A 19,220-nucleotide genomic window follows, 5' to 3' on the forward strand; every position below is an offset into this window, starting at 1 on the left:
GTACTACCTCTGTGCTTCGAGCTCGCCCCGCAGCGCGGCCAAAGCGCGACGGAGTTCGAGCTTGCGGTTGAGTTGGGGTTCGTTTCGCAGCCGGCGCTCGGCGGCGGCCACCTGCCGTTCGAGCTGGTCGACGCGCTTCAGCCGCGCGGCGAGGTCTGCCGGGCTCTCCGTTGCGCGGCCCGCGATGGGAAGCACGGGTTCGACGATCGCCGCGTACAGTGCCGGCAGCGTGATCGCGGTCGGCAACGGCGTGCGCTCACGATCCGAGGGCATCCAGCCGGTTGAGTGATATGTGCCCGACTTCTGCATCGCTGCAGCCATCCGCGTCTCTTCGTCGCCGCGCGCGATCTCGAAGACGATCGGCGTGAGCACCGCCTTGTCGATCGCGGCGAGTACCGTCGGCGACACGTCGTCGCCCTTTACCGCGACCCGGAAGACCTGCACCTCGGGCACCAGCTCGTCGCCGGACAGATTCACGGTCGCCTCGGCGAGCTTGTACGCCCACTCGACGCTCGCCACCTCGTTGACGAAGCGCTCGCGCACCGCCGCCGTGACGGATCCGTGCGCATAGAGCTTCTCCTTTGGCACGCGCCGCCCGAAGGCGGCCGCCGCGGGCCAGTCGTACAGCACGTCAGTCATCGCGCCCCGCGATCAACGACGGCGATGAAGGCGAGCAGCTCGAAGTCGTCGAGCCCGGCGATGTCCTGCGTGAGCGCGGTCGTGGCCCCAGGTGTGAAGAGGCTGTCGATGTCGCGCTCGTCGGTGACCTCGATCATCGAGCGGATCGCGTCGGTCAGCAGGTCCGAGTAGGTCGCCATGTCAGCGCCGTCACGCGTCGCTTCGTTGAACATCGCGACGACGTCCGCCACGGGGTCGTCCACGCCGCGGCAGCCGGCCCGCAGCAGGTCGAGCAGGCGCTTCGCCTCGGTATGGTCCGCGACGACCTGGCCCTGGTCATTGAGGTACACGAGGTAGTGCGGGTGCAGGCGGTTGCCCCGGTTGACGTCGTCCGGCGCGTTCATATTGCGCAGCGCAAAGATCGCGCCCGGCACGAGGCCCTTGGCCGGGTCAGCGGGGATCACCGCATGGAGGCCCTTCGGGCTCCGCGCGAGATCGCCGTGCTCCGTGATGTAGCCGAGCAGGTCCATGCGGAAGTCGTTGAGGCCGAGGTCGGTGATCGAGACGCCGGCGCGCACGTCCTCGAGGTCGATGACGTCCTCCTGCAGCCGCCGCAGCTGCTCGCGCCGGTACGCCGCTTCGGCCCCGCCGGGGTCGAGCACGTTGTCGTCGCCGGTACCCGCGATGTTGGCGATGGTCATCCGGCCCTCGACGCGCTCCTTCAGATTGATGTACGCGTCGAGCGAGATGTCCGGCCAGAAGTTGACCAGCTGGATGACCTCGTTCGTGGATCCGATCCGGTCCACGCGCCCGAAGCGCTGGATGATCCGGACCGGGTTCCAGTGGATGTCGTAGTTGATCAGGAAGTCGCAGTCCTGCAGGTTCTGACCCTCGCTGATCACGTCCGTGCCGATCAGCACGTCGATCTCTCGCGTCTCGCCCGGCATCGTCAGGTCGCGACTCTTCGAGCGCGGCGAGAAGAGCGTCATCGCCTCCTGCGCTCCGAAACCGGTGCCGAGCGTCGTGCGCACACCGTGACTGCCACCCGTGATGACGGCGCTCTCGAGGCCGTGTCGCGCGAGTACGGGAGCGAGTTCGCGGTACAGGTACTCGGCGGTGTCGGCGAAAGCCGAGAAGACCAGAACCTTGCGGTTCGGGCTGCCGTCCGGCTGGGTGTTGAGCGGGTTCGCGACCTTCTCCTCGATCGTCGCGAGCAGCCGGCGCAGCTTGAGGTCGCGGTCGGGGACGACACGGTTCGCTTCCTCGAGCAATCCGCGCAGCACCTCGCAATCAACCGCGAGGTCGCGGCGCCACGATTCGGTGTCAATGTCGCGCAGCGCGATCCTCACGCCGCCGCCCACGAGGAACGCGCTCAGCTCGGCGTCGTCCTGATCATCCGTGTCGAGATCGAGCCCGGCATCCCCGACACCCTCCACGGTCTCGCCACGCTCGATCTGGGAGAGCGTCGCATCGGTGATCTGATCGATCCGGCCGAGCGTGAGCCGGAACGCCTCGACCGAGCTCTCGAGGCGCTTGAGGAGGTTCACGGTCATGAGCTTCCGGATGCCTTCTTGACGCCCCTTCAGCCCCGCGCCCCCGACGAACTTGTCGACGTCCTCGTAGATCGCTCGACGGCTCGCGTAGACGTAGTCGAGCGGCCGGTAGACCGCGAGCGTGAGTTGCTGCAGGCGCTCGAAGATCTCGTCGAACTTCGGGACGTCGGCGATATCCGTCAGCGGTTCCCGGATCGCGATTGGAGGCAGACGCTTCGGGAAGGCGCCGATGTCGGTCATGTCGTAGAACGCCTGGATGTGCTTGCGCGACCGTGCGATCGTCACGGCGTCGAGCAGCTCGAAGAAGTCGAAGTCGAGCATTTGCAGGATGCGATCCGCCGTGCGCTGTGCCGGATCGAGCTTCGACCAGTCATTGAACGCGCGCTGCGCCTCGCGGAAGACGTTCTCGACCGTGGTCGACAGCGTCAGCTGCTTCGCGAGATCCTCGCTCTCACCCTCGTAGGCAAGCTGAAGCTGGTTCTTGAGGTCGTTGAAGCGGTTGTTCACAGGTGTGGCCGACAGCATCAGCACCTTGGTCTTGACGCCCTCGCGGATCACCTGGCGCATGAGCCGCTGGTACCGACTCTCGCGCTCCTGCACGTAGTCGGCATTGCGGAAGTTGTGCGACTCGTCGATCACGACGAGGTCGAAGTTGCCCCAGTTGAGGCGGGCGAGGTCCTTGCCGAGCGACTCGCCCCGCGTCCGTGACAGGTCCGTGTGCGCGAGCACGGTGTAGCCGAAGCGGTCCTCGTGGAACAAGTTCGTCGTGTAGGGCGAGTTGTAGTTCGTCCAGTTCTCGGCGAGCTTCTTCGGCGCCAGCACCAGCACGCTCTTGTTGCGCAGCTCGTAGTACTTGATCACCGCGAGTGCCGTGAACGTCTTCCCCAGGCCCACGCTGTCGGCCAGAATGCAGCCGTTGTACGTCTCGAGCTTGTTGATGATCCCCGTCGCGGCGTCGCGCTGGAAGTTGTACAGGCTCTGCCAGATCTTCGTGTCCTGATAGCCCGTGCGATCGTTCGGCAGCACGTCCTCGTTGATGTCGTCGAGGAACTCGGAGAACAGGTTGTAGAGGATCAGGAAGTAGATGCGCGCAGGGCTGTTCTCGGCATAGACGCTCGCGATGTGCGCGCGCACCGCCTCGGTGACGTCGATGAGCTGATCCGGGTTGTTCCAGATCTGGTCGAACAGCGTCAGGAAATGACGAGCTTCGTCCACCCCCTCGAACTTCGCGACCGTGTTCGAAACCGCATCGCCGCGTTCGTATCCGAGGTCCGCCGTGGTGAAGCCCTGCAACTGGAAGTAGGCAGCGGCGTCGTCCACCACCGCCATGCCCTGCATGGGTGCGCCCGTGGCGTTGGAGCGGAACCTCACTTTGCGCCGCACCCATTCAGCGCACTCCCGCGCGATCGCCCGTTGCGTGAGCTTGTTCCGCAACCGGATCTCGAATGCTGATCCGTACAGGGTCGACTCGGCGTGCGGGATGAAGAACTCGCGCCGCTCGCGACGGATCCGGTCGGTCGCCTTCTCCGCTACGAACGACGGCGAGGTGAAGACGAACTCGAGCTCTTCGATACTCTCGAGCTGATCGCGTAAGGCCTCGAAGGCGAAGATCGAGAACGCCGACGCCGCGATGCGTACCTTCGTGCCGGGAGTGATCGTCGCCTTCAGGTCATCGCCGAGGAGCGTGCCCACATTGTCGATGATGCGCAACCTCAGGCCCCCGCCTCGGTGCCGCCGTCGCGGCGCACCCACTCGTCCAGTTCACTGACCTTGAACTCCCAGAGACGGCCGACCTTACGTGCCGGTATGCCCTTGTCAGCGATCCAGGCGTACACGGTGTCCTTTGTCACGCCGAGATGCTCGGCGATGTCATCGGCGGACAGCCAAGGCTCGGACATGCGGTCTCCAGGCGGGGGAAGCCGGGTTTTCCCGGATGTCGCCGATCCTATCCAGACCGTCGTCGGATCCCGCCGTCAGCGTCACTGGCTGGTCCGGTCAGTACGCGACCGTTGGGTGAGGATGCTGTCTGGTGGCAAGCAGCTGCTGGCTGAAGAGGTCTCCGCTGCCGTTGCAGTAGAGACCTCTTCATCGACGATCAGTCTGCCCACCTGAGCCGGTTGCGCAGCCAGATCGCGGCCCGCCAGATCCCGAAGCACACGCTGGCGATGAGACCGAGCAGCGCGACACCGGCGATGATCTGCAGCCAGAGGGCCGCATCCATCCCGAGCACCCAGCGGATGCCGTGCACGAGCGTCTAGACACTCGTCGCCAGCATTACGAGCACCGTCGCCAGCGGGAGCAACGCGAGCGCCATCCTGCCGGCGGCGGCCAAGCCGAGGCCCTTCTGGAGACGCTCGGCGAGCGCGACAACGCGCTGAGCCTGACTGGTCGAGTCGTCGAGCTGGGCCGTCACGACGGTGGCGGCCGTCGTGACGGCGTCGTGGATTCCCTGCGCGGCCTCGTTGCGGACCTGCACGATCGCGTTCTTCGCGCCGGTGCCGATCTTGTCGACCTCATTGGTCGAACACGCCGGAAGCCGACGCTTCTGGCCCCTGGCTCGTCCAGGATCGGAGCTCGCAGTCGACGACGCATTGCTTCATCCTGAAGACTCGGGCCACCACATCAGCCACTGCCTCACTGTCGCCATTGACGCGCTTCGTACGGTTCATACTCTTCTTTACGCGGAGGACGGCGTCCTGCGCCTGAGCATGATCGGCCAGTACCCGATTCCTCGGACAGCGATGGAATCAGCTGCCTTCGCCTCGTGGCTCCTCCAGCCTGACGACCCCGCGCGAGTCGCATCACTAAGCTCGCGGCCAGGAGCCACCCTTCTGCAGACCCTTCGACCATGAGATGCGCAGACCGATGAACGACAGACCTCCGTCCGCAGGAGAACGCGCGGCAATCGCAGGTTACTCTGCGCAGTACGGGATAGCTGCAGAGATCGTGCGGCGCCATCTTCGAGACCTTCAATGGATTCGACTTGCAGACCCAACGGCGGGTGTGGCGGACGACTTCCAGTTCGGAACCAGCAACGCTCGCCATGCCATCCAGGTGAAGTGGGCTCTGTACCCTGACTCCTTTTCATGGTCAGATCTCTTTGGAACTCCTAACTCCGAAACCTCCCTCTTCGGGGACCTTGCGGCTTCCTGGCGACGGCTCAAGGATGAGACGGATGGCGTCCTTCGAATCCATCTGTGTTCCAACAGATACGCGTCGAGCGCAACACCACCGGCAGGCAGTCCGCTCCAGCAGGTTACGGCGACGGGGCCGCATCACCTCGCGGCTTTTCTTGCGCGGTCGTTCCAACCGGTCCAAGACTTGATCGCTGGTGGTCTTGACGATTGGTCGGCTATCGAGGATCACGACCTGGTGAGAGCGTGGAGCTCGGCGTGGGATCGAGTCCAAGCCGCGAGTGGGCTCTCCGACGTGGACTTTGTGGCCTATCTCGCTGCGATCGAGGTCAGGCTGGGGATTGCCGCACCCCACGAGCTTCTTGCTGATAGCGAGCAGTTGTCTGATCAACACCACATTGCACGGACGATCCAACGACTGGTGGGCGATGCCAGGCACATCGTGCACCTAACGCGGGATGAACTACTCACGGAGCTTGGATGGAGGAACCGGCTCGTCTACCGTCACCTACACCGATTCCCGGTGCCCGATGTCTACACCCCGAATGCTGCAGCCGTGGCGGCTCTCAGCGAAGCGCTGAAGGATCATGAGTCTGGCTATCTCGCGTTGGTGGGCGCGGCCGGAACTGGCAAGTCAACGCTTCTCGAGAGCTTCCGGGCGGACGCGGCCCTCGTCCGTTACTACGCGTTCGTGCCTGATTCCACCGGACCCATAAGCGCTCGAGGTGAGGCCCAGGCCTTTCTTCATGATCTGAACTTGGCCCTCCAAGAGACCGGTCTCTACTCGCGACACTTCGGGGCCGACTTGACGGGCCAACGATCGGTTCTTGCTTCCCTCTTGGAAGACGCTCATCGTCGCTACGAGAGAGAGGGCCGCCCAACGATCGTCATTGTTGACGGGCTCGATCACATCTCCCGCGAGCAATCTCCGACTCGATCTCTGATTGACGAGTTGCCAGCGCCCGAACTTCTCCAGTCCGGGGTTTACTTTGCGCTCGGCTCGCAGTCCGTCGCGATCCTTCCTAGAAACATTCGAGACAGCCTCGCGGGATCCCGACACATTGAGCTCCCAGCGCTCGCGCGCGGCGAGGTGGATTCGATCATCGACAAGAGCGGCGTGGGGGCGTGGATCGCGGAGTCAGTGCGCGAAGCCCTGCACAATGAAAGCGAGGGGCACCCCCTCGCTCTCACCTATCTCCTGCAAGATCTGGCCGATGTCGAATCATCTGTGGGCAATCCAAGCGACCGCAATCTCGAAGCAACAAGCCGTCTGCGGGAATCGACGGCCTTCAGGGGCGATGTCCTTCGCCGCTACAACGGTTATCTAGAGTCGGTCGGTGGAGACGCGCCACTGATGGAATTGCTCGCCGTTGTATCGAGGGTTCGCGCGCCCGTTCGAATTGACTGGCTGGCGAGCTGGACGAGCGCTGAGCTCGCCGAGAAGTTCACTAGCAGGACGTACCCTTTCTTCACTCGGGCAGGAGACGAGTGGCATTTCATCCACAACAGCTTTCGACTCTTCCTCATCGAAAAGACCTCTGCCGTCGCTGGAGTCTTCAGCGGCGAGCTTGACCGCAGCCAGTACGCCCGGACGGCCGACATCTGCGCCGCAAGCTCGTCAGTCGTCTACCGAGACGAGGAGCTGAGTCATCGATACCTTGCCGGTCAGCTTCACCGTGTCGTGGAGCTCGCCACACCAGAGGCTTTGAGATCGAGACTTTTTCAACTTCGCCCGACGCGGGTCGTTCGCTCGCACGCGAACATTGCATTGAGGGCTGCGGCAGAGCTTGGCAATCTGGCCGCGATGGTGCCATTGTTTCTGTTTGCTGCCGAACTTGTGCAGCGTGACCACATTCTCAACCCATCGACGCTAGCGGAAGCGGCGGTGGAGGTACTGCCTCCGGAGGAGTTGCGTGAGCACCTGCTACAAAGCGGCCGGCTTGTAGTTGAAGACGCCGCGGCTTTCCGGGCCGCCGCACATCTCGCCAGCACGGGCTCCTATCTGCTTGCCGATGAACTGCTCCGCGCTGCCGATGATCCCAGGTCTTCCCTCGGCAGACGCAGCCGTAGCGACGGAAGCCGGACGGATACGACCAAGGCGTGGACGCGGGCTCACTACCTTCTAGGGGGACTTGACCGGGTGCTCGCCGCTCTGGACGCTATCGAAGGCTCCCGGCACATCGACCTAGACGACCAGGATCGCGAAGACGCGATCGACTCGGCTCGTGTCATCCGTCAGCGCGTGCTTGCCTGCTGCAGTGAGCTGGCGGCGGTAGTGAGAGACAACGAGACTCTTGAGAGCATCTCGGCTCAAGTCTCTGCCATCGGCGATCCGAACTGGATCGCCCGAATGCAAGTCGTTCGTGCTCGAACGGCCGCGGAGGATGGGCGCCTAGGGGAAGTGGCTCAACGTGCTCAATCGGTGGTCTCGCTCGACGCGGAATCCTTGCAAGCCCCGCCGAACCCTGAGCTTGGTGACGATTCGGATGCGGCGAGGGAACCTCACCGCATCGTTGAAGGGCTGCGTCACGCCATGCTCGAGACTTTGCTGAGATCAGGGCTCGGCGACCTGAGCGAGGCGTCGATGCTCACCGAGCGGCCACTTGTGCGCCGTTGGCCGGACACCTCGCTGTCTGGTCAGGGCCTCGCACCGTTCTTGCCCTACCTCGCGACAACTCGGCTAGAGCTGGTACTCCCGCATCAGGGTGCAAGCGCGGCGACTCCTATGGACACCGACTTGGGTCCACGCCATGCCGGCCGTCGCCGCTTCGAGGAGGCGCTCCGCGTCCTGGCACAGATTGAGACGCTCGCTTGGCCTTCTCCAACCGTGGGACCTGGGACGACTCCACCAATTTCGTCCCTTGCGGATCCGGTCGTGCGCTTGCTCGAGGTCCCTAGTCGCCAGACTCACGACTGGTCCAGCTGGTATTCATTCCGGGACGCAGCGCCGGAATTATGGGAGCGACTCCTTGCTTCCGCTCTCGCCTCACCCTACGACACCGTGGAGAGCGTGCTCCGGCTCTTCCAGGATGCTTGGTCATCGAGTACCCGCAAGGTCTACTGGCACCCGTCCCTTCGAACGGGGGTCGTCAAATGGGTCGCAGAGCACGTTCCCGGGTTGACCGATTTGACGCAGGAGATCTTGACGAGCATCGATGCGGAAGTCGAAGGCGCAGCTTGGGATGTCCATGACCGGGTCGACACCTGGCTCACCCACTCCCGTAGCTGGGCTGCTGCAGGATTCGAGAACCGGGCGAGGGCGGCACTCCAATCAGCAGTCGAGCAAGGGTGGGGGCCAAGCCAAAACGACGAAAACGAGCAGCTTGCGCACTATGCGGAGTGGCTCGAACTGGCCTTCGAAAGCGGCGCGATCGAAGTTGATCCATTCGTGGAGGACATCCTGGATTTCGCCAGCCGAGTGGAACGCGCATCGGCAGACGCTTCAGGCCAGGCGAAAGCGGCCGCGGAAGCAATCACCCTCGCGGCCTTCCGCGCGAGCCCCGCTCTCGCATGCCAGTTGGCTACGTTCTTCTGCGATCGGGGAGTGTTCGAAGAGAGTGCCGCCATCGGGTCGATCGTGCGCGGACTCGTCGCGTCCAGGGACGGAGCTGAGGTCGGATTGTCGATCTACTGCCACATGCTCGCCCCCGCATCGCAATACATCACTTCCGCTGTGCGGGACGACGTCACCCTGGCGGCATCGCAGTCGTCTTGGAAAGCAACCGTGGCCTGGGCCGAATCGCTTCGGATCGGTTCGGAGAACGGGCCAGGAACCAGCCAGACCGATGCTGAACAGCCACCCGCATCCGATGAGCCCCAGGCGGTTCCCCCGCCTATTCCTGCGAGCCCTTCCGCGCTGCTCCGACAGATGCGCGAAGCAGATGCAGAGGGAATCAGCGGTGCGACCATGGCAGCCTGGGAAGCGGCGCTGGCAGAATCGACTCACCTTCCGTCGCGCCCGGTGGCCGAAGCGCTTATTGATGAGGGCCGCAGGATGGGTCTCACAGGCCCATTCATGGGCTCGGTGATCGCAACCTGCGCGGCCGCTGGCGGCGGCAGGAAGGCTACGGATGCGCTTAGCGAAGCGCTCACACGCTTGCCCGTAGCTGGGTGGTGGCGCCGCTACGACGGCGGGACCCGGCTCGCTCTGATAAAGGCGGCGCTGGGCAACAATGACCCGGAGCTTCAGCGGATCAGTGTGAACGACTTTGCCGGAGCAATCACCTCGGGCGCCTTGTCGGCAGACATCCCGATCCATGACCTCCTCCAAATTCTCCGCGTCCTCGTAGGGGACCGGGCGGTGGGCGATGCCTGGGTATCGGCACGACCGAGTCTCGACATCTTCGCACCAAGCGCTAGCAGACCTGCATCACTCACGGCTCCCACCGATGCAATCAGCCCCGCTGAAGCCGGGGCGAAGTGGGTGTCTGGGTTCGTTGGGCACCCGACCCGAACCATTGACTTCGGCGCGCGGAACGTGCTCGAGGCGCTGATCAATGCACGCAGCGCGTCAGCAGAACTCGCTGCAGTTGACCTACTTGCCAGCAGTGGATGGCAAGCCGAAGGCGCGCTTGCCATCCTGCTTCGCGCAGCCGCTCATGGACACCGTCTCAGCGACGCTGCGCTTGGAGGAATCGCGGTTGCCGCGCAAAACGACGACCTCATCGTCCGTGCGCTCGCGCAGGAAGTGCTAGCCAAGAGCGGGGTGGAGCCGCCGACTCTGCCGGACCGCGAGCTGCCGCCGACCATTCGGCTGTCGTTTCCACCCCTGTCCGGGTACAAGAGCTACCTCCTCGATGCTGAAGGGGTGCCCGTGGTCGACATGACCAACCCCCTCGAAGTCGTTGCGCCATATGAGAACCTCCTTCTGAAGATCGCGGATGTATCAGGGCTCGACGAGTCTGCGGTGCTTCACTACGCCAGCGAGATCGCGCGCACCCAACCCGACCCATGGCTCGCAGGCGGGCACAGGGCACAAGCAGAACGGCTAAAGCGCCGCGGACAGAAGCTGATCTATCGGCCTTGGGCGCTGATGGTTGGGCGAAGGGCGGTGGGGCACGTCGCCGCCCTGCTACACGACAGCGGCAATCTTCGCTCCGCGGGCAATCTCGCAGTCGAAATGGGCCTCCTCGACAGCATTGACTCGCCTACTCCGCGGCCGTTGAATGCATCCACGCCTCTCCCTTGGCGCGACGAGTCCGCGCGCGGCTATGACACCCGCACTTGGACTGAAGAGGCGACCGCTGCCGCTGAGGCGTATGCGAGCGCCCATCGTGATGCCGAGACCTTCGTCCTTGCCGAGGTGGGTGAATGGAAGTCACTCGCGTGGAAGACTCCCAGCGAGCGTCGAACCGTCGTGCCAGTGATTGGACTCCGATCCAAAGGCCTGCGCCTAATCCGCACTGCGTCGGTGATAAGCCTGGACCTCGAGGCCCGCGCCTATGAAGAGTTTGATTCGGGCGACGAGAGTCTCGTGGTCCGTTCCGAGGAATATCTGTCCGACCCGGAGCGCCCGCAGTGGATCGCAATCAACCCGTCCTTCGCTCGCCGACTCGGGTGGAGACCGTCGATCGACGTGCCGTTTGAGTGGCTGGGGGAGGACGGGACATGGAGGGCGAGAACTGTCTTTCGTGTGCGTGGGGATCTCGGCTTCGCCCCGCCCGCGGACGACTACGCGGGAAGTGTCTGGCAGGTCGAACTGAGCGAGGCTGGCGAGCGCGAATTGCGATCCGTTGAACCGACGTTCAGCAGAATGTTGCGGGTGAAGCGGCGCGTCACGGGTGACGACGGCGAAGAGTCAGCAACGGCGGAGGTGGAGCTTCCGGCAACCGGCCCGTTCAGATGACGGCTGCCGTCGGAGCAGTCACGCGGCGGCTACCTCAACCCGGTTCCTTGGGAACATCCTGGTAACAGAACACCTGTGAGCACCTGCCCTCAGCTGTTCCGGGATGTGCCCAACTTCCGCGGAATCACGTGGTTTCAGATGCCTGCGACCACAGCGTCGAACCCCCGATCAGGGTTCAAATCCCACCGTTACCGCCACCACGAAGGCCCCGACTTCCTTGATTTCTCAAGGCGAGCGGGGCCTTCGTCTTTGCTGGACGTGCTAGCGACCCAGCCCGACGGGTGGTTGCCCTGCCACGCTCTAAGAATTGAGCGGCCGACCTGGCTTGTGGTCCTGCGCCGGATCGACGCTTCGGCCCCCGACGCGCCGCTCGTCTGCGCGGAGACGTTGCAGAGCACGCGACGACGCGTGGTGCCTTCCCGTCGACTGGCTCGCCGGAGTCCCGGACGCCGTTTGACACCACGATGGCTCCGGGTGCATGCTGACCGTGTGCTAAATGGATTTAGCACCGCCGCCAAGGCGGAGGAGTCCTCTCCGCCTTGACGCGTCCCGAGACAAAGGAGTCCGCAGCATGACCACCGCGCCCACCCGCGCCCGCTTTCGCAGGCGCCCGCTTACCGCATTCGCCCTCGCCGCAGGCACGACCGTGATCCTCGCCGGCTGCGCAGCCGGCGGTGAAGACGCCTCGGCTCGCGTCGAAGAGGGCACCGGCACCGGCACGATCACCGTCTGGGCTCTCGACGGCCAGTCGGCCGAGAACGAGGCGATCCAGGGGATCATGGACGACTTCGAGGCGGCCAACGCCGACATCACCGTCGACATGCAGTTCATCCCGCCGGACCAGTTCCTCACGGGGCTCCAGACCGCGAGCGACGAGGAGCTCCCCGACGTCCTGGCGGTCGATGGGCCCCTCATGGCGAACTACGCCTACAACGGCTACATCGCACCGCTGCAGGACTGGGTCTCGCAGGAGACGATCGATAACCAGACCGAGGCGATCAAGGGCCAGAACACGGTCGGAGGCGACCTGTACGCGGTCGGCATGATGAACTCCGGCCTGGCCATGTGGGGCAACAAGGCCCTGCTCGAGGCGGCCGGGATCACGATGCCCACGAGCGCGGACGAGGCGTGGACGGCCGAGGAGTTCACCGGGGTGCTCCAGACGCTCGCCCAGCAGGATGCCGACGGCAAGCCGTTCGGTGTCGCGGAGAACAACGGCTTCGCCACCGAGTACGGCATCTACGCGTTTGCGCCGATCCTGTGGTCAGCGGGCACCCCGCTCATCGCCGACGGCGAGGCCGCCGGAGCCATCGACTCGGACGCGGCCGTCGAGGCGATGAGCACGTTCGCGTCGTGGCGCGAGTTCACGGACCCCGATACCGATGGCAGTGCGTTCCAGTCGGGCCGCGTGGCCCTGAACTGGATGGGCAACTGGATGTACCCCGCCTATCGCGAGGCGCTCGGCGACGACCTCGTCGTGGGTCCGCTGCCCGACTTCGGAGCGGGCGCGAAGACCGGATCCGGCACCATCGCCTGGAGCATGGGCGGCGCGACGAAGAATGCCAAGGCCGCGGGTCTGCTTCTCGACTTCCTCATGAGCGATGAGATCGTCACCACCTACACGAACGCGAACGGCGCACCCCCCGCCACCACGACGGTGCTCGGGACGTCGGAGCTGTACGGCGAAGGCAAGCCGCTGCAGTTCCTGAGCGAGCAGCTCAACGCCGCCTGCCCGACCGAGGACAAGCTCACCGAGGACTGCGTCTCCGTCTCGCGCCCCATCACGGCGGGCTACCCCGTGGTCACGGCCGAGTTCGGCAAGGCGCTCGCGGCAATCTGGGCGGGAGAGGACACGGCCGAGACGCTGCACGCCGCTGCGCGTGCCATCGACCGCGACTTCTCCGACAACGACGACTACCGCTGACCCGACCCACCGGAGTCGGCGACCGCTCGAGTCGCCGACTCCGGCCTGTTCTTGGAGTGAACTTGTCCGAACTCTCTTCGTCCACTGCGGCGATTGTCGCGCCGCGACATCGGCCACGCGGATCGCGGCACAGCGCCGCCGGTCCCCTGATGGCGGCGCCCGCTCTCATCCTCCTCACGGCCTTCCTCGTCGTCCCCTTCCTGGGGGCGATCGTGATGTCGTTCTTCCGCATCCAGCTGGGCAGCCCGCGCCCGCCCCGGTTCCTCGGCTTCGAGCAGTACACCCGACTCTTCGCCGACCCCGACATCAGCGCGACTTTCCTCGGATCGCTCGCCAACAACTTCACGTTCGCGCTGGTGGTGGTGCCCCTGCAGACCGCCCTGGCCCTTGGGCTCGCGGTGCTTGTCAACCGCAAGCTGCGCGGCATGACGGTGTTCCGGACGATGTTCTTCATGCCACTGGTCTTCCCGCTGGCCCTTGTCGCTGTGATCTGGCGGCTCATCTTCGCGCGCGACGAGCTGGGCCTGCTCAACGCCTTCCTCGGCGGTATCAGCGGAGGAGCGATCCTGCCGCACGACTGGCTCGGCAACGCGAGCACCGCGCTGGGCGCGATCGTCGTCATGTCCGTGTGGCAGAGCGTGAGCTTCCAGATGATCATCCTGCTGGGGGCACTGCAGAGCGTCCCCCAGGAGCTCTACGAGGCCGCTCAGATCGACCGCGCGGGCAGGTGGCGGCAGTTCGTGAGCATCACGGTGCCCGGCGTGCGCAACACGCTGATCTTCGTCGCGCTCCTGACCACGATCTTCTCGTTCCGCCTCTTCGACCAGGTCTACCTGCTCGATCGCAGCGCATCGATCAACATCGCGGCCACTCAGACGGTCATGTACCAGGTGATCACGACCGGTTACGACCAGAACAACGTCGGACAGGGAGCGGCGATGGCGGTCGTGTTCCTCGCGATCGTCGCCACGGTCGCGATCATCCAGCGACGCCTCGTGCGTCAGGACGGAGGCGTGCGATGAGCGCGCAGACACGTGGACGGCGCGCCGTCACGAGAACCGTCGAGTACACGCTGCTCGTCGTGTTCGGGATCATCTTCTTCGCGCCGATCTACTACCTCGTCGTCGGCAGCCTGCGCCCCGGCGACAAGGTGCTGGCGGGGCTGAGCGGGTTCCTTCCCACCGAGCTGACCTTCGACAACTACCTCGGGGTGTTCGCGCGGTTCTCTAACCCCACGACGGGGTATCTCTGGCAGTTCATCGCGGTGTCGGTCGTGGTCACGGTCGCGGTGGTGGCCGGCGGTCTGCTGGTCAACTCCCTCGCCGCGTACGCGCTCGCACGCCTGCGCTGGCGGGGACGCGAGGCCGTGCTGATGATCATCACGCTGCTGACGATCATCCCGTTCGAGGCCGTGGCGCTGCCGCTGTTCTACATGCTCGTCGGGAGCCGGAACACCGTGTACGTGCAGGCGCTGCCGTTCATCGCGAGCGCCTTCTCGATCTTCCTCTTCTACACGTTCTTCCTCGACACCCCCGCGGAGATCGAGGAGGCGGCGCGGATCGACGGCGCGGGCCCCTGGCGCACGTTCTTCCAGATCGTCGTGCCGATGAACCGCCCGGCGTTCGCGACGGTCGCGATCCTCACCTTCCTGGCGCAGTGGGGGTCGTATCTGTGGCCGGTGCTGATGGTGACCGACACGAGCGTGCGGCCTCTGCCGCTCGAGCTCAGCGTCTTCCAGACCGCGCAGCCACCCGAGTGGGGACACGTGCTGGCATTCGGCGTGATCTTCATCCTGCCGGTGCTGGTGGTGTTCCTCGTGTTCCAGCGCTGGTTCGTCGCCAGCGTCGCAAGCTCCGCCGTGAAGGGATGACGACGATGACAATCGAACTGAATGGATACGTGCACCCCGATTACGAGAACGTCGCGGAGGTCTTCCAGAAGACCGCGCGCGAGACCGGCGGATCGGCTCTGAGCATCCGCGTCGAGGGCGAGACGGTGATGGACCTGTGGCAGGGCACCGCGGATGAGGAGTCGGGACGGCCCTGGACATCGGACACTCCGGTGGTGGTGTTCTCCGCCACCAAAGGCCTGGTGGCCATCCTGGTCGCCCAGCTCGTCGAGGAGGGGCTTCTCGAGCTCGACGCGCCTGTCGCCCGCTACTGGCCCGAGTTCGCGCGGGCCGGGAAGGAGGCCGTCACCGTGCGTCAGCTCCTCGCGCATCGCGCCGGGCTGGCGGCACCGGTCGTGGACATCGACCTGGACACGGCGCTCGACTGGGACGCGGTGACGGGGCTGCTCGCCGCGCAGGAGCCGCTGTGGCAGCCGGGCACCGCCTACGGATATCACGCGCTGACCTACGGCTGGCTCGCGGGTGAGCTCGTCCGCCGCCTCACCGGGCGCTCGGTCGGGGAGGCGCTGCAGGATCGGATCGCCGGGCCCCTTCACGCGGACGCCTGGATCGGACTGCCCGAAAGCCGAGAGGGAGACGTCGCGCGGCTGCATGCAGGCAGGAGCCTTCTCGTCCCGCCCCCGTCCGGCGCTCCCGGACCCTCCGGCGAAGACGCGCGATGGATCTCCCGCGCGATGACACTCGGCGCGGCGTTCCCCGCGGAGCTCGTCGTCCGCGGCCGCGGATTCGACGACCCGCAGGTGCACCGCGCGGAGGTGCCGGGGGCCGGCGGCATCGCCACCGCGCGCGCCCTCGCCGCCATCTGGTCGGCGACCGTGGTCGAGACCGAAGGGGTCCGGCTGCTGAACCCCGCGGTCATCGCCGACATGACGGAGGTGCAGAGCGAGGGCCAGCCGGTGTGGTGGCTGCCGGGCCCGTACCCGCGCTGGGGCACCGGATTCATGCTCACCTCCGATGTCCGCGAGTTCCTCTCCGCGCACTCCTTCGGCCACGACGGCGCCGGCGGCCAGGTGGCCTTCGCCGACTCCGAGGCGCGTGTGGGGTTCGGCTACATCACCAACCACTTCGAGGTCGCTCAGGACGAGCGCGGCACCGAGCTCGTGCGCGCGCTGCGCCGCGCACTCGCCTGACCGCGGCGCCGAGACCTCTTCATCCGCGCGCCAGGCGCACTCATCTCGCGGCCTTCCATCGGCTGCTCAAGGAGCGACATGACGTTCACCCTGCCCGACCACTGGGTCTGGGATTTCTGGATCGCCGACACCGGCACCGAGTTCCACCTCTTCTACCTGCACGCGCCGCGATCCCTCGGCGATCCGCACCAGCGTCATCGCAACGCGATGATCGGGCACGCAATCAGTGCGGATCTCAGGGAATGGCGCGATCTCGGCCCGATACTCGGGCCGGGAACGCCCGACCGGTTCGACGGCACGGCGAAGTGGACCGGATCCGTCGTCCGCGGCGACGACGGACGGTGGCGGATGTTCTACACCGGGTCGCGGTTCCTGCACCCCGTCGAGCACACCAACATCGAGTCGGTGGGCGTCGCGGTCTCCGACGACCTGCACGAGTGGGAGCCGTCGGAGCGCGCGCTGATCACGGCAGACTCGCGCTGGTACGAGACGCTCGCCGACCGGACCTGGCATGAGGAGGCCTGGCGAGACCCGTGGGTCTATCGCGACGAGGACGGCTGGCACATGCTCATCACCGCCCGCGCCGCTCATCGCACGACTCACCCGGGAGTCGATCGTCGCGATCTCGGCGTCGTCGGGCATGCGACATCGGCCGACCTCATTGAGTGGACGGCTGCCGAACCCCTGAGCGCGCCCGGCTCCGGATTCGGCCACCTGGAGGTCCTGCAGCGATTCGACTGGGAGGGCCGCACCTTCGTGCTGTTCTCCTGCGATCTGCTCCACCTCGCCGGCGCCCGGCGCGAGAGCGCGAGCGCGGGCGGGATCTGGGTCGCGGAGGAGTCGGCGGACGGCGCCGGCTACCGCATCGAGGAGTCCCGCCTGCTCGCCGACGAGTCGCTCTACGCGGGACGGATCGTCGCCGATCGGGCAGGCGGGCTGGCGCTCATGGCATTCCGAAACGGCGAGAGCGACGGGACCTTCGTCGGCGGGCTCATCGATCCGATCCCTCTGGTCTCGGATGCGGACGGCTGGCCGGCTCTGGCGGCGGGAGCGCACGCATGAGCGCGTTCGACGGAGTGGTCGAGCAGGGATTCGGACGCGTGGCGGACGCCTTCGCCGACGCGCTCGATGCGAGCGCGGGCGGCGGCGCCGCGCTGAGCGTGCGCGTCGGCGGCAGGACGGTGATCGATGTGTGGGGCGGGCGCTCCGTGACGCGGCCGTGGCGCCGGGACACGGCCAGCGTGATCTTCTCCTGCACCAAGGGGCTCGTCGCCATCCTCGCCGCCCAGCTGGTGGCGGACGGCCGGCTCTCCTACGCCGATCCGGTCGTCGCTCACTGGCCCGAGTTCGCCGCCGCGGGCAAGGAGGGCACCACCGTCGGCGACCTCCTCTCCCACCGCGCCGGCCTCCTCGCGACGGATGCGGCCTGGACGCGCGATGACCTTACCGACTGGTCGCGCGCGACTGCGCTGCTGTCTCAGCAGGCTCCGCTGTGGGAGCCCGGCAGCGCCCACGCGTACCACCCGATCACACACGGGTGGCTGGCCGGCGAGGTCATCCGCCGCATCGCAGGGCGCTCGGTCGGGGAGGTCTTCGCCACGCGGATCGCCGAGCCGCTGCGCGCATCGGCCTGGATCGGGCTGCCGGACGACGCCGCACTCGACGTCGCGGAGATGCACATCGGCGACACGCTGCGCGCGGCCACCGAGATGCTGCTGGCCACCGAGCAGGACGGCGGCAGCGGATGGCCAGCTCGGGCCATGACGCTCGGCGGTGCGCTGCCTCCCGCGCTCGTCGGGCCGGATGACGGGTTCAATGATCCGGCGGTGCGTCGTGCGGCCATCCCCGGAGCAGGCGGCATCGCGACGGCGTCCGCGCTCGCCGCGATCTGGTCTGCGACGGTGGTCGACACCGACGGCGTCCGGCTGCTGGAGGACGACGCCCTCGAGCAGGCGCTGCGGGTGCGCAGCGCGGGCGCGCCGTTCTTCCCTGCGCCCGAGCCCTGGCCCCGCTGGGGGATGGGGTTCCAGCTCGATTCGGAAGCGCGCCGCTACCTGACCCCGCGAGGCTTCGGACACGATGGCGCCGGCGGGCAGGTGGCATTCGCGGACCCGGAGCTGGGCGTCGGCTTCGCGTTCCTCACGAGCGTGATGGAAGCGGGCGACTCACGAGGGACCGCGATCGTGGACGCGCTGCGAGAAGCGCTGTGAGCGAGTTGCTGGTGATCGGGGAGTCGCTCGTGGACGTCGTCCCCGACTTCACGGGGCGTGAACGGATCACACCGGGCGGAAGCCCTCTCAATGTCGCCGTCGGCGCCGCCCGGCTGGAGGTCGCGACCCGGTTGCACACGCAGATCGGCGACGACCGGTTCGGTGCGCGGATCCGACAGCACCTCGCACGCAATCACGTGCACGTAACAAGCGGCTCCCACAGCGAGCGTCCGACGAGCATCGCGCATGCCGAACTCGATGAGAGCGGATCGGCGCGGTATCGATTCGCACTCTCCTGGGACCCGAGCGAGCCCGGAGGGGTCGTCGATCGGGAGCTGGTGCACGTCGGATCAATCGGTGCGCTTCTCGATCCGGGCGCCGATGTGGTGCACCGCTTCCTCGCTGCTCTGGATCCGAACGTCCTCGTCACCTTCGATCCGAATATCCGGCCGGCGCTGCTGGAGGACATGGGCGCGGCGCGCGCTCGCGTGGACGGTCTGGCCGAGCGCGCCGGAATCGTCAAGGCGAGTGACGAGGATATCGCGCTGCTCGGATTCGGCTCCGCGGATGAGGCCGCCGCCCGATGGCTCGGGCTCGGGGCGGCGGTCGTGTTCGTCACCGCGGGTGACCGCGGCGCGACCGCCTGGACCCGTGGCGGCGAGGTGCGCCGTCCCGGGCTCTCCGTCGATGTCGCGGACACGATCGGCGCGGGGGACTCGTTCATGTCGGCTGTCATCGCCGCTCTGATCCGTCGCGGCATCCGCAGTCGCGCGGACCTCGCGGCGACGGACGACGAGACGGTAGAGGCCGCTCTCGCCTATGCGCTGCGGGCGTCGGCGATCACCGTCGGGCGACACGGCGCGGATCCGCCGCGCCGGGCGGAGCTCGACTGAGGCG

At 66.3% G+C, this 19,220-nt stretch carries 13 protein-coding genes; 8 read left to right on the forward strand and 5 right to left on the reverse strand.

Going from position 1 to position 19,220, the window contains the following annotated elements:
- Nucleotides 1-3 precede the first annotated feature (3 nt).
- From J5V96_RS04070 to J5V96_RS04090, 5 genes are all read right to left on the reverse strand, one after another.
- Complete coding sequence (locus J5V96_RS04070; protein ID WP_208500358.1) at nucleotides 4-639, reverse strand: DUF4391 domain-containing protein; 636 nt, start codon at nucleotides 637-639, stop codon at nucleotides 4-6.
- Complete coding sequence (locus tag J5V96_RS04075; protein WP_208500361.1) at nucleotides 636-3,881, reverse strand: helicase-related protein; 3,246 nt, start codon at nucleotides 3,879-3,881, stop codon at nucleotides 636-638. The genes J5V96_RS04070 and J5V96_RS04075 overlap by 4 nt, the downstream gene beginning before the upstream one ends.
- Before the next feature lie 2 nt (nucleotides 3,882-3,883).
- On the reverse strand, nucleotides 3,884-4,069 hold the full coding sequence (locus J5V96_RS04080; RefSeq protein ID WP_208500363.1) for a helix-turn-helix domain-containing protein: 186 nt from the start codon (nucleotides 4,067-4,069) through the stop codon (nucleotides 3,884-3,886).
- A 197-nt stretch (nucleotides 4,070-4,266) separates the two neighbouring features.
- Nucleotides 4,267-4,419: a hypothetical protein gene (locus J5V96_RS04085; protein WP_208500365.1), complete on the reverse strand. Its 153-nt coding sequence runs from the start codon at nucleotides 4,417-4,419 to the stop codon at nucleotides 4,267-4,269.
- Nucleotides 4,420-4,425: 6 nt separating this feature from the next.
- The gene (locus J5V96_RS04090; protein WP_208500367.1) at nucleotides 4,426-4,647 is read right to left on the reverse strand and encodes a hypothetical protein; all 222 of its coding nucleotides are present in this window, start codon (nucleotides 4,645-4,647) and stop codon (nucleotides 4,426-4,428) included.
- Nucleotides 4,648-5,600: 953 nt separating this feature from the next.
- Here J5V96_RS04090 and J5V96_RS04095 point away from each other — a divergent pair.
- The 8 genes from J5V96_RS04095 to J5V96_RS04130 all read left to right on the forward strand — a co-directional run bounded on the left by J5V96_RS04095 (nucleotide 5,601) and on the right by J5V96_RS04130 (nucleotide 19,216).
- A complete protein-coding gene (locus J5V96_RS04095) occupies nucleotides 5,601-11,150 on the forward strand; it encodes an ATP-binding protein (protein ID WP_208500369.1) in 5,550 nt (1,849 codons plus the stop codon).
- A gap of 571 nt (nucleotides 11,151-11,721) precedes the next feature.
- Complete coding sequence (locus tag J5V96_RS04100) at nucleotides 11,722-13,074, forward strand: ABC transporter substrate-binding protein (protein WP_208500371.1); 1,353 nt, start codon at nucleotides 11,722-11,724, stop codon at nucleotides 13,072-13,074.
- Between the two features lie 149 nt (nucleotides 13,075-13,223).
- Nucleotides 13,224-14,096 carry a carbohydrate ABC transporter permease gene (locus J5V96_RS04105; RefSeq protein ID WP_208500373.1) on the forward strand — a complete coding sequence of 291 codons (873 nt, stop codon included), beginning with the start codon at nucleotides 13,224-13,226 and terminating at the stop codon, nucleotides 14,094-14,096.
- Nucleotides 14,093-14,944, forward strand: coding sequence for a carbohydrate ABC transporter permease (locus J5V96_RS04110; protein WP_208500375.1), 852 nt, complete (start codon nucleotides 14,093-14,095; stop codon nucleotides 14,942-14,944). The genes J5V96_RS04105 and J5V96_RS04110 overlap by 4 nt, the downstream gene beginning before the upstream one ends.
- A gap of 5 nt (nucleotides 14,945-14,949) precedes the next feature.
- Nucleotides 14,950-16,113 (forward strand): serine hydrolase domain-containing protein, encoded by a 1,164-nt coding sequence (locus J5V96_RS04115; protein ID WP_208500377.1) that lies wholly within the window; start codon nucleotides 14,950-14,952, stop codon nucleotides 16,111-16,113.
- 78 nt (nucleotides 16,114-16,191) lie between these two features.
- Nucleotides 16,192-17,175, forward strand: a complete 984-nt coding sequence (locus J5V96_RS04120) for a glycoside hydrolase family 68 protein (RefSeq protein WP_208500385.1) — start codon at nucleotides 16,192-16,194, stop codon at nucleotides 17,173-17,175.
- Entirely contained in the window at nucleotides 17,172-18,323 is a 1,152-nt protein-coding gene (locus J5V96_RS04125; protein WP_208500387.1) for a serine hydrolase domain-containing protein, read from the forward strand. Before J5V96_RS04120 ends, J5V96_RS04125 begins: the two co-directional genes overlap by 4 nt.
- Entirely contained in the window at nucleotides 18,320-19,216 is an 897-nt protein-coding gene (locus tag J5V96_RS04130; RefSeq protein WP_208500390.1) for a carbohydrate kinase family protein, read from the forward strand. Before J5V96_RS04125 ends, J5V96_RS04130 begins: the two co-directional genes overlap by 4 nt.
- Nucleotides 19,217-19,220: the final 4 nt, after the last annotated feature.

It is taken from the genome of Microbacterium stercoris (assembly GCF_017592545.1).
Lineage (GTDB): Bacteria > Actinomycetota > Actinomycetes > Actinomycetales > Microbacteriaceae > Microbacterium > Microbacterium stercoris.

Excerpts from the sequence above, each read along its gene's own strand:
- J5V96_RS04080 (WP_208500363.1), bottom strand. The coding sequence starts at position 4,069 with ATGTCCGAGCCTTGGCTGTCCGCCGATGACATCGCCGAGCATCTCGGC.
- J5V96_RS04120 (WP_208500385.1), top strand. The coding sequence starts at position 16,192 with ATGACGTTCACCCTGCCCGACCACTGGGTCTGGGATTTCTGGATCGCC.
- J5V96_RS04105 (WP_208500373.1), top strand. The coding sequence starts at position 13,224 with ATGGCGGCGCCCGCTCTCATCCTCCTCACGGCCTTCCTCGTCGTCCCC.
- J5V96_RS04125 (WP_208500387.1), top strand. The coding sequence starts at position 17,172 with ATGAGCGCGTTCGACGGAGTGGTCGAGCAGGGATTCGGACGCGTGGCG.
- J5V96_RS04110 (WP_208500375.1), top strand. The coding sequence starts at position 14,093 with ATGAGCGCGCAGACACGTGGACGGCGCGCCGTCACGAGAACCGTCGAG.
- J5V96_RS04115 (WP_208500377.1), top strand. The coding sequence starts at position 14,950 with ATGACAATCGAACTGAATGGATACGTGCACCCCGATTACGAGAACGTC.
- J5V96_RS04070 (WP_208500358.1), bottom strand. The coding sequence starts at position 639 with ATGACTGACGTGCTGTACGACTGGCCCGCGGCGGCCGCCTTCGGGCGG.
- J5V96_RS04100 (WP_208500371.1), top strand. The coding sequence starts at position 11,722 with ATGACCACCGCGCCCACCCGCGCCCGCTTTCGCAGGCGCCCGCTTACC.